This window comes from Burkholderia latens (genome assembly GCF_001718795.1).
GTDB lineage: Bacteria > Pseudomonadota > Gammaproteobacteria > Burkholderiales > Burkholderiaceae > Burkholderia > Burkholderia latens_A.
Genome location: NZ_CP013438.1, coordinates 971,664 through 987,921, shown reverse-complemented (window position 1 = coordinate 987,921; position 16,258 = coordinate 971,664). Strand labels below are relative to the sequence as shown.

15 protein-coding genes are annotated in these 16,258 nt (G+C 68.6%); 12 read left to right on the top strand and 3 right to left on the bottom strand.

Features of this window, described 5'->3' with window-relative positions; all coding sequences use genetic code 11:
* The first annotated feature begins 79 nt into the window (after nucleotides 1–79).
* The 8 genes from WK25_RS23775 to WK25_RS23740 all read left to right on the top strand — a co-directional run bounded on the left by WK25_RS23775 (nucleotide 80) and on the right by WK25_RS23740 (nucleotide 8,237).
* Nucleotides 80–1,165, top strand: coding sequence for an LLM class flavin-dependent oxidoreductase (locus tag WK25_RS23775; RefSeq protein ID WP_040139702.1), 1,086 nt, complete (start codon nucleotides 80–82; stop codon nucleotides 1,163–1,165).
* A gap of 20 nt (nucleotides 1,166–1,185) precedes the next feature.
* Nucleotides 1,186–2,031, top strand: a complete 846-nt coding sequence (locus tag WK25_RS23770; RefSeq protein WP_040139701.1) for a class II aldolase/adducin family protein — start codon at nucleotides 1,186–1,188, stop codon at nucleotides 2,029–2,031.
* A 35-nt stretch (nucleotides 2,032–2,066) separates the two neighbouring features.
* Nucleotides 2,067–3,101 carry an ABC transporter substrate-binding protein gene (locus WK25_RS23765; RefSeq protein WP_069242907.1) on the top strand — a complete coding sequence of 345 codons (1,035 nt, stop codon included), beginning with the start codon at nucleotides 2,067–2,069 and terminating at the stop codon, nucleotides 3,099–3,101.
* 4 nt (nucleotides 3,102–3,105) lie between these two features.
* A complete protein-coding gene (locus WK25_RS23760) occupies nucleotides 3,106–4,212 on the top strand; it encodes an ABC transporter permease (protein ID WP_069242906.1) in 1,107 nt (368 codons plus the stop codon).
* Nucleotides 4,206–5,012: an ABC transporter ATP-binding protein gene (locus WK25_RS23755; RefSeq protein ID WP_040139698.1), complete on the top strand. Its 807-nt coding sequence runs from the start codon at nucleotides 4,206–4,208 to the stop codon at nucleotides 5,010–5,012. Before WK25_RS23760 ends, WK25_RS23755 begins: the two co-directional genes overlap by 7 nt.
* Before the next feature lie 50 nt (nucleotides 5,013–5,062).
* On the top strand, nucleotides 5,063–6,247 hold the full coding sequence (locus WK25_RS23750) for a c-type cytochrome (protein ID WP_069242905.1): 1,185 nt from the start codon (nucleotides 5,063–5,065) through the stop codon (nucleotides 6,245–6,247).
* A gap of 37 nt (nucleotides 6,248–6,284) precedes the next feature.
* Nucleotides 6,285–7,247, top strand: coding sequence for an ABC transporter substrate-binding protein (locus tag WK25_RS23745; RefSeq protein WP_059546775.1), 963 nt, complete (start codon nucleotides 6,285–6,287; stop codon nucleotides 7,245–7,247).
* 123 nt (nucleotides 7,248–7,370) lie between these two features.
* Nucleotides 7,371–8,237, top strand: a complete 867-nt coding sequence (locus WK25_RS23740) for an MOSC domain-containing protein (protein ID WP_040139695.1) — start codon at nucleotides 7,371–7,373, stop codon at nucleotides 8,235–8,237.
* Nucleotides 8,238–8,321: 84 nt separating this feature from the next.
* On the opposite strand, the gene WK25_RS23735 is transcribed toward WK25_RS23740, so the two are convergent.
* On the bottom strand, nucleotides 8,322–9,722 hold the full coding sequence (locus tag WK25_RS23735; RefSeq protein ID WP_069242904.1) for a sensor histidine kinase: 1,401 nt from the start codon (nucleotides 9,720–9,722) through the stop codon (nucleotides 8,322–8,324).
* A complete protein-coding gene (locus tag WK25_RS23730; protein ID WP_040139693.1) occupies nucleotides 9,719–10,393 on the bottom strand; it encodes a response regulator in 675 nt (224 codons plus the stop codon). The genes WK25_RS23735 and WK25_RS23730 overlap by 4 nt, the downstream gene beginning before the upstream one ends.
* 125 nt (nucleotides 10,394–10,518) lie before the next feature.
* Between WK25_RS23730 and WK25_RS23725 the strand changes: the two genes are divergently transcribed.
* The 4 genes from WK25_RS23725 to WK25_RS23710 all read left to right on the top strand — a co-directional run bounded on the left by WK25_RS23725 (nucleotide 10,519) and on the right by WK25_RS23710 (nucleotide 15,831).
* Entirely contained in the window at nucleotides 10,519–11,622 is a 1,104-nt protein-coding gene (locus WK25_RS23725) for an ABC transporter substrate-binding protein (RefSeq protein ID WP_069242903.1), read from the top strand.
* Between the two features lie 130 nt (nucleotides 11,623–11,752).
* Entirely contained in the window at nucleotides 11,753–13,525 is a 1,773-nt protein-coding gene (locus WK25_RS23720) for an ABC transporter permease (protein ID WP_059546770.1), read from the top strand.
* Nucleotides 13,518–14,585, top strand: a complete 1,068-nt coding sequence (locus tag WK25_RS23715) for an ABC transporter ATP-binding protein (RefSeq protein WP_040139690.1) — start codon at nucleotides 13,518–13,520, stop codon at nucleotides 14,583–14,585. Before WK25_RS23720 ends, WK25_RS23715 begins: the two co-directional genes overlap by 8 nt.
* A 154-nt stretch (nucleotides 14,586–14,739) precedes the next feature.
* The gene (locus tag WK25_RS23710) at nucleotides 14,740–15,831 is read left to right on the top strand and encodes a porin (protein ID WP_059546767.1); all 1,092 of its coding nucleotides are present in this window, start codon (nucleotides 14,740–14,742) and stop codon (nucleotides 15,829–15,831) included.
* A 224-nt stretch (nucleotides 15,832–16,055) separates the two neighbouring features.
* On the opposite strand, the gene WK25_RS23705 is transcribed toward WK25_RS23710, so the two are convergent.
* Nucleotides 16,056–16,244: a hypothetical protein gene (locus tag WK25_RS23705; protein WP_069242902.1), complete on the bottom strand. Its 189-nt coding sequence runs from the start codon at nucleotides 16,242–16,244 to the stop codon at nucleotides 16,056–16,058.
* Nucleotides 16,245–16,258: the final 14 nt, after the last annotated feature.

The following is a 16,258-nucleotide window of genomic DNA, read 5'->3' as shown; positions in this document are numbered from 1 at the left end:
CGGCGGTAATCTGCGCTGCATCCCCGCCCCGGCCGGCCGTCGCTGGCCGTGCCGGGCCGTCCTCGCATCGGAGACCCAGATGAGCGTCGAATTCATCGGCATGATCCAGAGCCAGAAGCAGTCGGAAATCCATCCGCCCGCCGGCCCCGTCGTCGACCCCGACTATGTGCGCGACTTCGCCCGCGCCCACGAAACGGCCGGCTTCGACCGGATCCTCGTCCCGCATCACTCGACGGGCCCGTCCGCGACGCTGACGATCGCGTTCGCGGCCGCCGCGACCGAGCGCATTCACTTCATGCTCGCGCATCGCCCCGGTTTCACTGCGCCGACGCTCGCCGCGCGGCAGATCGCGACGCTCGACCAGTTCAGCCGCGGCCGGCTGGCCGTGCATTTCATTTCCGGCGGCTCGGACAGCGAACAGCAGCGCGATGGCGACTTCCTCGATCACGACGCGCGCTACGCACGCACCGACGAATACCTCGGCATCCTGCGGCGCATCTGGACCGAAGCGCAGCCGTTCGATCACGACGGCACGCACTACCGCTTCAAGCAGGGGTTTTCGGAAGTGAAGCCGTTGCAGCAGCCGCATGTGCCGATCTACTTCGGCGGTGCATCGGAAGCCGCGCTTCAGGTGGCCGGCAAGCACGCGGACGTCTACGCGCTGTGGGGCGAATCGCTCGACCAGGTGCGCGACCTGACCGCGCGCGTGCGCGCCGAAGCCGCGAAGCACGGCCGGCAGGTGCGCTTCTCCGTGTCGTTCCGGCCGATCCTCGCGGCGACCGAAGACGAAGCGTGGGCACGCGCGCACCGGATCCTCGACGAAACGCGGCGGCTGCGCGAGGCGGCCGGGCTCGGCGCCGGCGGCCCGCAGCAGAGCGAAGGCGCGCGGCGCCTGCTCGCCGCCGCGGACCGCGGCTCGCGCGTCGACAAGCGGCTGTGGACCGAGATCGCGAAGCTCACCGGCGCGCGTTCGAATTCGACCGCACTGGTCGGCACGCCCGAACAGGTCGCCGATGCGCTGCTCGACTATTACGACCTCGGCGTGACGACGTTCCTGATACGCGGCTTCGATCCGCTCGAAGACGCGATCGACTACGGCCGCGAACTGATCCCGCGCGTGCGCAGCGCCGTCGCGGCACGCGACGCGGCGCGCCGCGCCGCCTGACGCAAACGGAGCCGCGCCCCATGTCCGCCGTCCTGTCCTCTTCGTCGCCGGTACGCACTGCGTCTGGTCTCGTGCTCGCCGACACGCCGCGCCAGCACTTCTGGTTCGACCCGCCCGCACCGCGCATCGATGTCGCCGCCGAACGCCGCCACCGGCAGGAGCGGCTCGCGGCCGCGTTCCGGCTGTTCGCGCGCTACGGCTTCGCGTCGGGCCTCGCCGGCCACATCACCGCGCGCGATCCCGAGCTGCCGGATCACTTCTGGGTGAATCCGCTCGGCGTGCATTTCTCGCAGATCAAGGTGTCCGACCTGTTGCTCGTCAACGCGCGCGGCGAGACCGCGATCGGCAACCGCCCGCTGAACAAGGCCGCGTTCGCGATCCACGCGGCGATTCACGATGCGCATCCGCATATCGTCGCGGCCGCGCATACGCATTCGACCTACGGCAAGGCGTGGTCGACGCTCGGCCGCCCGCTCGATCCGCTGACGCAGGACGCATGCGTGTTCTACGAGGACCACGCGCTGTTCGACGACTTCACGGGAATGGTCGTCGACACGAGCGAAGGCGCGCGGATCGCGGATGCGCTCGTGAAGGCCGACGGCAGCACGCACAAGGGCGTGATCCTGAAGAACCACGGGATCCTGACAGCCGGCCCGACCGTCGAGGCAGCCGCGTGGTGGTACATCGCGCTCGACAACGCCGCGCACACGCAACTGCTGGCCGAAGCGGCCGGCACGCCGCAACCGATCGACCACGCGACCGCACGACACACGCACGGGCAGATCGGCGGCCCGGAAGGCGCGCTGCATGCGTTCGACAGCCTGTTCGCGCGTGTCGTCGCCGACGAACCCGACCTGCTCGACTGAGCTCCCGCCGCACGACCGGAACCGGAGACCCCACGATGACCGAATCCACCGCACTCGCGCCGACCGGCGCGCATGACGACACACGCCGCCGGCTGCTGCGCGCGGCCGGCGCGGCCGCGCTCGCCGTGCCGGCGATCACGCTCGGCCGCAACGCATGGTCCGCCCCGCCGCTGAAGAAGCTCACGTTCGCGTGGAACCAGAACGCGTTCTGCCTGACGCCGATCGTCGTCGCGCAGGAGAACGGCTTCTTCGAAAAGAACGGGTTGAAGGTCGAGCTGATCAACTACAGCGGGTCGACCGATCAGCTGCTCGAATCGATCGCGACCGGCAAGGCCGATGCGGCGGTCGGGATGATCCACCGCTGGCTGAAGCCGCTCGAAGCCGGCTTCGACGTGAAGATCATCGGCAGCTCGCACGGCGGCTGCGTGCGGCTGCTCGGCTCGAAAACGGCCGGCGTCACGACGCTGCAGGCGCTGAAGGGCAAAACCGTCGGCGTCAGCGACCTCGCCGCGCCGGGCAAGCACTTCTTCTCGATCCTGCTCGCAAAGAACGGCATCGATCCCGAGCGCGACATCACGTGGCGGCAATATCCGGCCGACCTGCTCGGCGTCGCGGTCGACAAGGGCGAAATCCAGGCGATCGCCGACGGCGACCCGAATCTGTACCTGCTCGAAAAGCGCAGCAACGGCGCGTACACCGAACTCGCGACAAACCTGTCCGGCGAATACGCGCGCAAGGTGTGCTGCGTGATCGGCGCGCGTGGCGACCTGGTGCGCAACGACCGGCCGGCCGCCGCCGCGCTCGCGCGTTCGATCGTGCAGGCCACCGAATACACGCACGACAATCCGAACGAGGCCGCGAAGGCGTTCGCGAAGTATTCGCCGAAAATCAATCCGGACGATCTGCGCAAGCTGTACGCGACGCTGACCTACACGCATCACCCGACGAACGTCGACCTGCAGCAGGAAATCGCGTTTTATGCGGACGATTTCCGCCGGATCAGCGTGCTGAAGAAGAGCACCGACCCGCAGCGCTTCGCGCAGCAGGTCTATGCGAACGTGCTGGGGTAACGCGATGTCGACGATCGAACACGCCTCCCCCGCCCGCGGCGCCTCGGCGGCGGCCGGCGCCGCCTCCGCAACCGCCGCCGCGGCCGCCGCACCGCGTGCCGCGTGCAGCGCCTGCGACGCGACACTTGCGGCCGACGCGCGCCGTGCGCGCACCTGGCCGACCGGGATCGGCGCGGCGCTCGCGTGGGCCGCGCTCGGCGCGACCACGCATCTGTGGCCGAACCGCATCGTCGGCTTCACCGACTGGGCGTACACCGACACGTTCGGCACCGCCGCCTGGGTCGCCGCCGCGCTGCTGCTGATCGCCGCGACCGTCGGCCATCGCGTGCCGGCCACGCGCGCCCGGCTCGCCCGCGTGCGCGCGGCCGGCCCGTGGCTCGTCGCGCTTCCGCTCGTGCTGGCCGCGTGGGAAATCGTCACCGCGAAGACAGGCTGGCTGCCGACGCCGTTCTTCGCGCCGCCGCAAGCGCTGATCGAAGTCTATGTCGACGACTGGCCGCGCCTCGCGGGCAGCGCCGCCAATACGCTGAAGCTGCTCGCGCTCGGATTTGCATACGGCGTCGCGGTCGGGTTCGCGGTCGGCGTGTCGATCGGCTGGTCGCGCCGCATCGGCTACTGGGTGCATCCGGTGCTGCGCCTGCTCGGCCCCGTGCCGGCCACCGCGCTGCTGCCGCTCACGTTCTACTTCTTTCCGACGAGCTACTCGGCCGCCGCGTTCCTGATCGCGCTGTCCACCGGCTTCCCGGTCGCGGTGCTGACGTGGTCGGGCGTCGCGAGCGTGAACCGGCAGTACTACGACGTCGCCCGCACGCTCGGCGCGAACGCGCGCTTCCTCGTGCTGCGCGTCGCGATTCCGGCCGCGCTGCCGCATGTGTTCGTCGGCATCTTCATGGGGTTGAGCGCGTCGTTTACCGTGCTCGTCGTTGCCGAGATGATGGGCGTCAAGTCGGGGCTCGGCTGGTACCTGAGCTGGGCGCAGGGCTGGGCATCGTACGTGAACATGTATGCAGCGCTGCTCGTGATGGCGCTGCTGTTTTCCGGGCTGATCGCGTTGCTGTTCGCGGTGCGCGACCGTGTGCTCGCATGGCAGAAAGGAACCGTCAAATGGTAAGCGCCGCCGTTCTGGAACCGTCCGTTTCGGCACCGCCGGTCGCGCGCGGCGCGCGCATCGACATCCGCCGCGTGAGCCACGCGTTCGACGGCCCCGCCGGCCCGCTGCCGGTGCTCGACGACGTGACGCTGTCGGTCGCGGCCGGCGAATTCGTCGCGCTGCTCGGCCCGAGCGGTTGCGGGAAATCGACGCTGCTGCGGCTCGTCGCCGGCCTCGACGCCGCGCGGCAAGGCACGATCGCGCAAGACGGCGCGCCGATCGAGCGGCCCGATCCGTCGAGGATCGTCGTGTTCCAGGATCCGACGCTCTATCCGTGGCGCCGCGTGCGCGCGAACGTCGCGCTCGGCCTCGAGGCGCGCGGTGTCGCGCGTACCGAACGGCATCGCGTCGACGACGCGCTCGCGCGTGTCGGACTGCAGGAATTCTCGAACGTGTTTCCGCATCAGCTGTCGGGCGGGATGGCGCAGCGTGTCGCGCTCGCCCGCGCGCTCGTCAACGATCCGCGCCTGCTGATCCTCGACGAACCGCTCGGCAAGCTCGATTCGCTGACGCGAATGACCATGCAGGCCGAACTGACCGCGCTGTGGCAACGCGACGGGTTTTCCGCGCTGCTCGTCACGCACGACGTCGAGGAAGCGCTGTATCTCGCGCAGCGCGTGATCGTGTTCGGGCCGCGTCCCGCGCAGATCGTTGCCGAGCTGCGTGTCGGCCTGCCCTACCCGCGCCATCGCGGCGATCCGCGTCTCGCCGAGCTGCGCCACGAAGCACTGCGGCATCTCGGACTCGATGCGAGCTGGTAGATGCGCGGTGTCGTTCGCAGGCTCGCCAGTGCGCGGCAAAGGCCGCGCCGATGAATGCGCCGCCGTTCGCCGATTGGGCGCTGCTGTTCCTGCAACTGCTGTATCGCGCGCAGAGCGCGTTCGCGCGGGCACTGCATGCGGCCGGCTTGACCGGCGACGCCGACGGGCAAGCCGCATGGCCGTGGGCGCACCGGATCGCGCTCGAAACGCTGCGCATCGACGCCGGTCTCACGCGGCAGCTCGCGTTCGCGATCGCGGTGACCGCGCTCGCCGTGGCGCTCGGTTGCGTCGCACTCGTGTCGCGCAAGTGGCGCGTAGCATCGGCAATCGCCGCGCTGGCCGCTGCATGGTTCGCGCCGTGGCCGCCGGCGTCGCTGTGGCTCGCACCGGCCGTTCCCACCAGCTTTCAGCGCAATCCCGAGCCGTTTTCCGTCGCGAACCTGATGCGCGGCGCGCACCTGTATGCGCAGCATTGCGCGGCCTGTCACGGCGCGGACGGCCGCGGCGAGGGACCGCTCGCGGCCACGCTCGCGCATTGGCCGCCGACCTTCGCCGGCACGCTGCTCGCGCGCCGGCTCGACGGCGAACTGTACTGGCGCGTACAGCACGGCACGCGCGACGTACGCGGCGCGTCGACGATGCCCGGCTTTGCCGCGACGCTCGGGCCGGCCGACACGTGGGCCGTGCTCGATTACCTGAAAGCGCTGTCCGCCGGCAGCGGCGCGCGCTCGGAAGGCGCGTGGCCCGTGCCCGTGCCGCTGCCGGCGCTCGACGTGCGCTGCGGCAACGCCGCGCCGCAACCGCTCGAGCGCTGGCGCGAAGGCCAGCGCGTGCGCATCGTCGCGCTCGCACCGGGCGGCACGCCGCCGCGAGAGGACCCGCGCTGGCAGACGCTGCTCGTCGCAGCCGACGATACGGCCGCGCCGCTGCTGACGGCCGGCACACGCGCGGACTGCTTCTCGGCGACGCCCGGCGCATGGCAAGCATTCGCGACGATCGCAGGCGTGCAACCCGAAGCGTTCGGCGGCACGCAACTGCTCGCCGACCGGCGCGGCTGGTTGCGGGCGCGCGCACTGCCGGGCAGCGCGGGCTGGTCGGCCGACGACCTGCTGTGCCGCGCCGATGCCACCGGTCGACCCTCGGCTGCCGCCGCGAACGCCGATCCGCTGACCACGCTGCTGCTGCGCGTGGAGGCCGAACCCGTGCGCGACGTGCAGGCCGGACTGCCGCATTGAATCCTTGAACCGTATCCCCGACCGATCGAACGACACGATGAATCCGACCCGACGCCACTTCCTCGCACAAGCCAGCGCCCTCGCCGCCGTCGCCACCGTCGGCGCCGCGCCGGCCGCGGTGCACGCGCAATCCGGCCCGCGCCCGCTGCTGCGGGCCGGCGACCAGAAAGGCGGGCTGCGCGCGCTGCTCGAAGCCGCCGGCGAGCTGAACGGCCTCGCCTACGACATCGCGTGGACCGAGTTCCCGGCCGCAGCGCCGCTCGCCGAAGCGCTGAATGCGGCGGCCGTCGACTGCGGGCCGATCGGCGATGCGCCGGTGATCTTCGCGCTCGCATCGGGCGCGCGCATCAAGGTGATCGGCGCGAACCGTTCCGACCCGTACGGCACCGCACTGCTCGTGCGGCCCGATGCGACGCTGAAGGATGCCGCCGACCTGAAAGGCAAGCGCATCGGCACCACGCGCGGCTCGATCGGCCATTTCGTCACGCTTAAGGCGCTCGACGCGGCCGGCCTGCCGCCGGACGCCGTGTCGTTCCGGTTCCTGCCGCCAGCCGACACGATGCTTGCGCTTGCAACCGGTTCGATCGACGCATGGGCGACGTGGGAACCCTATACCGCGCTCGCCGAAACGAGCGGCCGCGCGCGCGTGCTCGTCAACGGACGCGGGTTGTGGTCGGGCCTCAGCTACGTGGCGGCGACCGACGCGGCGATTGCGTCGAAGCGCGACGTGCTGCGCGACTTCGTGCAGCGCGTCGTGCGCGCGCAAACGTGGTCGTACCGGCACGTCGATGCGTATTCCGCGGCGCTCGCGCGCATCATCGGCATTCCGCCGGCCGCCGCGAAGCTGCAGTTCGAGCGCCGGCGCACGCGCTGGCAACCGATCGATGCAACCGTGATCGCGGAGCAGCAGCGCACCGCCGATTTCTATCTGAAGGCGGGACTGTTGCGCCAGCCGCTCGACGTGCGCACGACATTCGACCTCGGCTTTCCGCTGGCGTGATGCGCCGGCGCCCCCGCAGCCGCCGCGCGCGATCCCGCACCGGCCGCGCACAACCGCCCAAACGGCTTTCGCACGATCTGGCACAATCGCGATTCGATCATCCCGTCCGTGTCAGCCAGCGTCATGCCAGCCATCTCCGAACTCTTCGTCTACCCGATCAAATCCTGCGCGGGCATCGCACTGCCGCGCGCGCAACTGCTCGAAACGGGCCTCGCATACGACCGCCACTGGCTGATCACGACCCCGGACGGAATGATGATCACGCAGCGCACGCACCCGCGGCTCGCGCTGATCCGCACCGCGCTCGACAGCGACGCATTGGTATTGAACGCGCCGGGCATGCCGGAGATCCGCACGCCGCTCGACGGTGACGCGACGCCCGCCACGCCGAAGATGGCCGCGACCGTGTGGCGCGACACCGTCGACGCGATCGACACGGGCGCCGAGACCGCCGCGTGGCTCACCGAATTCCTCGGCACGCCATTGAAGCTCGCGCGCTTCAGTGCCGACGCGCGCCGCGGCTGCAACCGCAAGTGGACCGGCGACGTCGATACGCACACGCAGTTCGCGGATGGGTATCCGCTGCTCGTGATCGGCCAGGCATCGCTCGACGACCTGAATGCGAGGCTCGTCGCGAAAGGCGCGCCGGCGATTCCGATGAACCGCTTCCGTCCGAACATCGTCGTGTCCGACCTGGACGCGTATGAAGAGGATTTCGTCGAACATCTCGACGCCGAAGGCACGACACGCGTGCGGCTGCGTCTCGTGAAGCTGTGCACGCGCTGCCCGATGCCGACGATCGATCAGGTGACCGGCGCACCGAATCCGGCATGGCCGCACGAGCCGACCGACACGATGCAGACGTATCGCGCGAATCCGAACTATGACAATGCGCTGACGTTCGGCATCAATGCAATCGTCGTCGAAGGTGCGGGCGCGTGGCTCGAAGTCGGACAATCCGTCGAAGCGGAAATCGGCTTCGGCGACTGAGCATGGCGGCGGACGGCGCATCGTTCGCGCCGCCGCTACCGCAACCGTTCAGCGCGGTTTGCGCGCCCGACCGAAGCGGCCGCGCTACTGCACAGCCGCCGGCGCGATCGGCAGCACGACCGTCACGATCAACCCGCCACCGGCCGCATCGGCGAGCGTCACGCTGCCCTGATGCACCCGCGCGATCTCCCGCACGATCGACAGCCCGAGCCCGGTGCCTTCGACCGTCTGCGTCTTGCTGCCGCGATGGAAGCGCTCGAACACCGCATCGCGCTCGCCGGCCGGGACGCCGGGCCCGTTGTCGATCACGTCGAGCCGCGCATGCTCGCCGTCGCGCGACACGCGCACCGTGATCACCGCGCGATCGCCCGAGTAACGAATCGCGTTGTCGATGAGGTTGCCGATCATTTCGCCGAGCAGGTCCGGCTGCCCGAGCACGGTGACGTCGGGCTCGTGCTCGAATCCGAGGTCGATGTCGCGCGCGCGCGCAACCGGCGACCAGTCGAGCGTCACGCTGCGCGCGAGCCGGTGCAGCGCGACCGGTTGATGCGCGACCGCGTGGCCGCTGTCCGAATCGAGCCGCGACAGCGACAGCAGTTGCTGGACGATCTTCGCGGCCTGCCGCACCGCGCCGTTCACGCGCCGCAGATGCACGTTCACGCGCGGCTGCTCGTCGGGCCGCAAAGCCAATTCGACGCCGGCCTGCACGGCCGCGAGCGGCGTCTTCAGTTGATGGGCGGCGTCCGCGAAGAAGCGCCGCCGCGCGACCTGCATCCGCTGCGTGCGGCCGATGTACTGGTTGATCGAATCGACGAGCGGCGCGAGTTCGCTCGGCATGCCGCCGGTGTCGAGCGGCGTCGGATCGCCGTCGCTGCGCGCGGCCACCGTGGCGGATAGCCGGTTCAGCGGACGCAGCCCGCGCCCGACGCCGAGCCACACGATGCCGAGCGCGAGCACGACGAGCAGCCCTTCCTGCAGCAGCGAGCCCATCAGGATCTCGCGCGCGAGCGCCTGGCGCGCCTCGATCGTCTCGCCGACCATCACCCACACGATGCGCGTCTGCGCGGTCGGCACGTCGTGCACCGGCACGCGCAGCGCGCCCATGCGCAACCGCTCGCCGCGATAGACGACGTCGTAGTAGCGCGTCGCGAACAGCGCGGCGTCGCCCTCCGGCAGCGGCAGGTCCGGATAGCCGGTGATCGTGCGGCCGTTGTCCTCGCGAATCAGGTAGTAGATCTTGCCGCCGTCGCCCGACTCGAACATTTCGAGCGCGAGATACGGCAGGTCGACTTCGATCTCGCCCTCGTTGAGCCGCACGCCTTCGCGGATCGACTTCAGCGACGACGACAGCGTGCGGTCGAACGCGACATGCGCGGCGCTCATCGCACGCTGGTACGTGAGCCACGAGTCGAGCGCGAGCAGCCCGAGCAACGGCAGCAGCAGCCACAGCGCGACTTGCGTGCGCAGGTTCGGGCGCACGGTCATTCGACCGCCTTCGCTTCGAGCAGATACCCGAGCCCGCGCAGCGTGACGATCGCGACGCCGGTGTTCTCCAGCTTCTTGCGCAATCGGTACACGTAAATCTCGATCGCGTCCGCGTTGACCGACTCATCGAGCCCGAAGATTTTCTCCGACAGCGTTTCCTTGTTGATCGCGCGGCCGTTGCGCAGAATCAGCACCTCGAGCACCGAACGCTCGCGCGGCGTGAGCGGCAGCGGTTCGCCGGCGAGGTGGAAGCTGCGGTCGATACTGTCATACGAAAGCGGCCCGCACTCGACGCGCGTGTGTTCGTGGCCGAGGCTGCGCCGGATCAGCGCGCGAGCGCGCGCCTCCAGCTCGGTCAGCTCGAACGGCTTCGCAAGATAATCGTCGGCGCCGAGATCGAGTCCTTTCACGCGATCTTCGACCGAGCCGTGCGCGGTGAGGATCAGCACCGGCACCGGATTGCGGCGCGCACGCAGCCGCCGCAGCACCTCGAGCCCGTCGAGCTTCGGCAGCCCGAGATCGAGAATCACCAGCGCGTAGTCCTGCGTGCGCAGCACGTGATCCGCCGCCTCCCCGTCCGCCATGTGGTCGACCGCGAAACGCGCGGCACTCAGCGCGTCGTTCAACGACTGCGCCAGGTTCGGGTTGTCTTCGACGAGCAGCACACGCATGGGGACCTCGGGAAATCCATGACACAAAGGCTGCTATTGTGAACCGAAATGAAAGCAGGCTGAAAGTGCGCCGCAATTACCATCCGCGTCATTCGAACAACACACACGCGTAACTGGAGGAAGACATGCCGTTTTTTGCACCGAAGCAGCTCGCCCTCGCGCTGACGATCGTCCTGGGCACCGCAGCCGGCGGCGCCGCCGCACAGGTTCCGGCCGGATATCCGGGTAACTACCAGGGCGTCGTCGACGCCGCGAAGAAGGAAGGCAAGCTGATCGTCTACTCGACGACCGACACGGGCCTCGTGCGCCCGCTGATCAAGGACTTCGAAAGCCTGTACGGGGTGAAGGTCGAGTACAACGACATGAACAGCACCGAGCTGTACAACCGCTACATCAGCGAAAACGCGGCGAGCAGCACCAGCGCCGACGTGCTGTGGAGCTCGGCGATGGATCTGCAGGTCAAGCTCGTCAACGACGGCCTGATGGCGTCGTACGATTCGCCGGAAAGCGCGAACGTGCCGCAATGGGCGCAATACCAGAAGCAGGCGTACGGCACGACGTTCGAGCCGCTCGCGATCGTCTACAACAAACGCCTGATTCCTGAGAACGAGGTGCCGAAGACGCGCACCGACCTGATCAAGCTGCTCACGTCGCAACCCGACAAGTTCAAGGGCAAGCTGACGACATACGACGTCGAGAAATCCGGCGTCGGCTTCAACGCGCTGACGCAGGACGCGCACCTGAACGAGAAGGTTACGTGGGAACTCGTGAAGGCGATCGGCGCAACCGGTCCGAAGCTGCAGTCGAGCACCGGCGCGATGATGGAGCGCATCTCGTCGGGCGAGAACCTGATCGGCTACAACATCATCGGCTCGTATGCGTACGCGAAGGCGAAGAAGGACAAGTCGATCGGCTATGTCTTCCCGAAGGACTACACGCAGGTCGTGAGCCGCCTGGCCACGATTTCGAAGAAGGCGAAGAACCCGAACGCAGCGAAGCTGTGGGTCGACTACCTGCTGTCCAAACGCGGGCAGACGCTGATCGCAAACCAGGCGAACCTGTACGCGATCCGCACGGACGTGGCCGGCGAAACGTCGGCCGCGAGCCTCACGAAGGAGCTCGGCGATTCGCTGAAGCCGATCCCGATCGGCACCGGCCTGCTCGTCTATCTCGATCAGTCGAAGCGACTCGCGTTTTTGAAGCAATGGCAGCAGGCGATCAAGAGCTGATCCGCTGACCGGCTTCGGCCCGTCCACAGCCAACGGCCGCCCGCTGCACGCCGCACGCCGCGCGGGCGGCCCCCCTTCCCCTTACCGACTTCCTTGAGGCGGCCATCCGGATGGCCGCAGGGGCGAACTCATGCTTTCAACCAGCACACGCGGAGCGGCGCCGGCCGTTCCGCCCACCACCGGCCAACGCGGCGCGATTCCCGCGCTGCCGGTCAGCAACCTGCAGCCGCTTGCCGGCATGCTGCGCTGGATCGTCGTCGCGGTGCTCACCGTCGCGGTCGCGCTGCCGCTCGGTTTCATCCTGTTCCAGAGCCTGCTGTCCGCGCCGTTCTTCGACGCGAACAAGACGCTCGGCATCGAAGGCTTCCGCTTCATCTTCGCCGATCCGGACTTCTGGTCCGCCGTGAAGAACTCGTTCATCATCGCCGGCGGGATGCTGTTCATCTCGATTCCGCTCGGCGGCGTCCTCGCGTTCCTGATGGTGCGCACCGACCTGCCCGGCCGCCGCTGGCTCGAGCCGCTGCTGCTCACGCCCGTGTTCGTGTCGCCGATGGTGCTCGCGTTCGGCTACGTGGTCGCGGCCGGACCGGTCGGCTTCTACTCCGTATGGTTCAAGGAACTGTTCGGGGTTCAGAACGTGCCGTGGAACGTCTACTCGATCTTCGCGATCACGCTGATCGTCGGCCTCACGCACGTGCCGCACGTGTATCTGTATTCGTCGGCCGCGCTTCGCAACCTCGGCTCGGACGTCGAGGAAGCCGCTCGCGTGACGGGCGCCCGCCCGTTCCGCGTCGCGCTCGACGTGAGCCTGCCGATGACGATGCCCGCACTGCTGTTCGCCGGCGTGCTCGTGTTCTTCCTCGGCTTCGAGGTGTTCGGGCTGCCGCTCGTGCTCGGCGATCCGGAAGGCCATCTCGTGCTCGCGACGTACCTGTACAAGCTGACCAACAAGCTCGGCGTGCCGTCGTACCACCTGATGGCCGCGGTCGCCGTGTGCATCGTCGCGATCACGTTCCCGCTCGTGCTGCTGCAACGCCGGTTGCTGAAAACCGCGAACCGCTTCGTCACCGTGAAGGGCAAGGCCGGCCGCGCGACGGTGCTGCCGCTCGGCGTGTGGCGCTGGGTCGCGCTCGCGATCGTCTCGCTGTGGCTGGTGCTGACCGTGATCGTGCCGATCTCCGGCATCGTGCTGCGCGCGTTCGTGACGAACTGGGGCGAAGGCGTGCCGCTCGCCGAAGTGCTCACGCTCGCGAACTTCGTCGAGCTGTTCGAACAGGACAACCTCGTGCGGGCGATCGTGAACACGCTCGGAATCGGCGTAATCGGCGGCGCGGTCGCGATCGGCTTCTACTCGCTCGTCGCATTCGCCGGCCACCGCCGCCACGACTGGGCGACGAAACTGCTCGACTACCTCGTGCTGCTGCCGCGCGCGGTGCCGGGCCTGCTCGCCGGTCTCGCGTTCCTGTGGATCTTCCTGTTCGTGCCGGGCCTGCGCGAGCTGAAGAACTCGATGTGGAGCATCTGGATCGCGTACACGGTCGTGTGGCTCGCGTACGGGATGCGGCTCATCCAGAGCGCGCTGCTGCAGGTCGGCCCCGAACTGGAGGAAGCCGGCCGCAGCGTCGGCGCCACGCGCAGCCGCGTGTCGCTCGACGTGACGCTGCCGCTCGTGCGCTTCGGCCTGCTCGCCGCTTGGCTCCTGATCTTCATGATCTTCGAGCGCGAATACTCGACCGCCGTCTACCTGCTGTCGCCCGGCACCGAAGTGATCGGCGCGCTGCTCGTGTCGCTGTGGGCGACCGGTGCCGTCGACCAGGTCGCCGCGCTCTCTGTCATCAACATCGCGATGGTCGGCGCCGGTCTCGGCGTGGCCCTGCGCTTCGGAGTGAAACTTCATGGATAAGCTCATCGTCGACGATCTGCACCTCAGCTATGGCGCAAACCCGATCCTCAAGGGCGTGTCGTTCGAACTGAAGGCTGGCGAAGTCGTGTGCCTGCTCGGTGCGTCCGGCAGCGGCAAGACCACGCTGCTGCGCGCGGTAGCCGGCCTCGAACAGCCGTCCGACGGACGCATCCAGCTCGACGACCGCGTGTTCTTCGACGGCGCGCAACGCATCGACCTGCCCGTCGAACAGCGCTCGCTCGGCCTCGTGTTCCAGTCGTACGCGCTGTGGCCGCACCGCACCGTCGCCGACAACGTCGGCTACGGCCTCAAGCTGCGCCGCGTCGCGCCTGCCGAGCAAAAGCGCCGCGTGCAGACCGCGCTCGACCAGCTCGGCCTCGGCCATCTTGCCGAACGCTTTCCGCACCAGCTGTCCGGCGGTCAGCAGCAGCGCGTCGCAATCGCGCGTGCGCTCGTCTACAACCCGCCGGTGATCCTGCTCGACGAGCCGCTGTCGAACCTCGATGCGAAACTGCGCGAGGAAGCGCGCGCATGGCTGCGCGAGCTGATCGTGTCGCTCGGGCTGTCCGCGCTGTGCGTCACGCACGATCAGACCGAAGCGATGGCGATGTCCGACCGCATCCTGCTGCTGCGCAACGGCCGCATCGAGCAGGAAGGCACGCCGGCCGAGCTTTACGGCGCACCGCGCTCGCTGTATACGGCCGAGTTCATGGGCAGCAACAACCGCATCGACGCGCGCGTGGCCGCAGTCGACGGCGAACGCGTGACGCTCGCCGGCGACGGCTGGGAATTGCAGGCGCTCGCGCGCGACGCGTTCGCGCCCGGCCAGGACGCGCAGGCAGTGATCCGTCTCGAGCGCGTGCAGGTGGCCGACGGCCCGGGCGCGAACCGTCTGCAGGCCGACCTCGTCACGTCGATGTATCTCGGCGACCGCTGGGAATACCTGTTTCATTGCGGCGAGATGCGTCTGCGCGCGTTCGGCCATGTGCCGCGCGCCGCCGGCAAGCACTGGATCGAATTCCCCGCCAACGACTGCTGGGCGTTCGCGAAAGCGGGCTGACCCGGGCGCGGCGGCTTGCGGGCCGCCGCGCATGCATTCACGCGCGCACCCCGTTTCCACCGGAATCCGGCGGACGCTGACCGGCGTCCGCCGCGGGCTGCTGCGCGCCGCGTATCCGCTTCACCAACCCACAACAACCCAGGAGACACCGTCAATGAAATCACGCGCAGAACGTTCCCGTCGCACTGCCGTCCTGACCGGATCGGCCGTCGCCGTCGGCCTCGCGGCCGGCGCCGCGCACGCGCAGTCGTCGGTCACGATGTACGGGATCATGGATGCCGGTATCGAGTACACGAATCATGCTGCGCCCGAGGGCGGCAGTTCCGTCAAGCTGAAGTCCGGCAACAAGAATACGTCGCGCTGGGGCCTGCGCGGCGTCGAGGACCTCGGTGGCGGACTGAAGGCCGTGTTCCGCCTCGAAAGCGGGATCGATCTCGCGAACGGCGCGTTCGACGACGGCCCCGACTCGATCTTTGCGCGGCGCGCGACGGTCGGACTGAAAGGCAAATGGGGCGAGCTGACGCTCGGCCGCAACTACACCGTCACGTACGACTACATGCTGCCGTTCGACCCGATGGGCTACGCGCAGAACTACTCGTGGGCGACGTCGTCGATGGCGACGGGCGGCCGCAAGGACGGCCTCTTTACACGTTCGTCGAACGCGGTGCGCTACGACGGCGAATTCAGCGGCGTGAAGTTCGGCGCGCTTTACGGCTTCGGCAACGTGCCGGGCAGCGTCAAGACCAGCTCGAAGTACGACTTCGCGCTTGGTTACGAGACCGGCCCGTTCGCCGCCGTCGTCACGTTCGACCGGCAGAACGGCGCGGCCGACAGCGTGACGCCGGCCGATACCGTGAACTACATCCAGGGCATTCACGCGGGCCTGAGCTACGACTTCGGCAAGCTGAAGGCGATGGCGGGCTATCGGAACTATCGGCGCACGTATCACACGAGCGCGTCGAACCAGTTGAGCGACATGTACTGGCTCGGCGGGTCGTACCAGTTCACGCCGGCGTTTTCGCTGATCGCGGCCGTCTATCACCAGAACATCAAGGGCGGCAGCGATGCCGATCCGACACTGGTGTCGATGCGCGCGAATTACGCGCTGTCGAAGCGCACGGTGCTGTATGCGGCCGGCGCGTTCGCGATCGCGAAACACGACCAGAAGGTGGGCGTGTCGCGCGATTTCGCGGGGTACGGCACGACGCAGGTCGGCGTGACGGCAGGGATTCAGCAGCGGTTCTGAGTTCTGTCTTGACGGTGCAGGCGGCGGCACGCGGCGCTGCCCGCCCCGCCTCCGTGCGATAAGGGCACGGGCCGCGTTTTCCCCGGTAGCGCATCACATCGGGAACTCCCACCGGCCGATGATTGCCGGTCTTGGGATGCGGCAGGCCGCGCATGCAAGTCGCGCAACTTGATCGGCTGTGGACGGGACACATTGAGCCGGTCCGCTGCTTCCTGCGCGGTCAGTTACGCATGAATGGACGCCGCCTTGATCGCGTTGCATTCGGCGCCCTGTGCGAGGATGTCGACCAGCAGCCGCAGCGCAGAATTCGGAAGCTCGACGTGATGCTCGCGATTGTCGTCGTCGCGATCCGGATTGCGGGGCCGCCCGCTGCGCGAACACGTGAAACGCGCGATCGCGACACGTCCCGACACCCGTCTGGCCGGTG

What these genes read in the sequence shown, in the direction of transcription:
- WK25_RS23775 (WP_040139702.1), top strand. Translation starts at nt 80, where the DNA reads ATGAGCGTCGAATTCATCGGCATGATCCAGAGCCAGAAGCAGTCGGAA.
- WK25_RS23770 (WP_040139701.1), top strand. Translation starts at nt 1,186, where the DNA reads ATGTCCGCCGTCCTGTCCTCTTCGTCGCCGGTACGCACTGCGTCTGGT.
- WK25_RS23765 (WP_069242907.1), top strand. Translation starts at nt 2,067, where the DNA reads ATGACCGAATCCACCGCACTCGCGCCGACCGGCGCGCATGACGACACA.
- WK25_RS23760 (WP_069242906.1), top strand. Translation starts at nt 3,106, where the DNA reads ATGTCGACGATCGAACACGCCTCCCCCGCCCGCGGCGCCTCGGCGGCG.
- WK25_RS23755 (WP_040139698.1), top strand. Translation starts at nt 4,206, where the DNA reads ATGGTAAGCGCCGCCGTTCTGGAACCGTCCGTTTCGGCACCGCCGGTC.
- WK25_RS23750 (WP_069242905.1), top strand. Translation starts at nt 5,063, where the DNA reads ATGAATGCGCCGCCGTTCGCCGATTGGGCGCTGCTGTTCCTGCAACTG.
- WK25_RS23745 (WP_059546775.1), top strand. Translation starts at nt 6,285, where the DNA reads ATGAATCCGACCCGACGCCACTTCCTCGCACAAGCCAGCGCCCTCGCC.
- WK25_RS23740 (WP_040139695.1), top strand. Translation starts at nt 7,371, where the DNA reads ATGCCAGCCATCTCCGAACTCTTCGTCTACCCGATCAAATCCTGCGCG.
- WK25_RS23735 (WP_069242904.1), bottom strand. Translation starts at nt 9,722, where the DNA reads ATGACCGTGCGCCCGAACCTGCGCACGCAAGTCGCGCTGTGGCTGCTG.
- WK25_RS23730 (WP_040139693.1), bottom strand. Translation starts at nt 10,393, where the DNA reads ATGCGTGTGCTGCTCGTCGAAGACAACCCGAACCTGGCGCAGTCGTTG.
- WK25_RS23725 (WP_069242903.1), top strand. Translation starts at nt 10,519, where the DNA reads ATGCCGTTTTTTGCACCGAAGCAGCTCGCCCTCGCGCTGACGATCGTC.
- WK25_RS23720 (WP_059546770.1), top strand. Translation starts at nt 11,753, where the DNA reads ATGCTTTCAACCAGCACACGCGGAGCGGCGCCGGCCGTTCCGCCCACC.
- WK25_RS23715 (WP_040139690.1), top strand. Translation starts at nt 13,518, where the DNA reads ATGGATAAGCTCATCGTCGACGATCTGCACCTCAGCTATGGCGCAAAC.
- WK25_RS23710 (WP_059546767.1), top strand. Translation starts at nt 14,740, where the DNA reads ATGAAATCACGCGCAGAACGTTCCCGTCGCACTGCCGTCCTGACCGGA.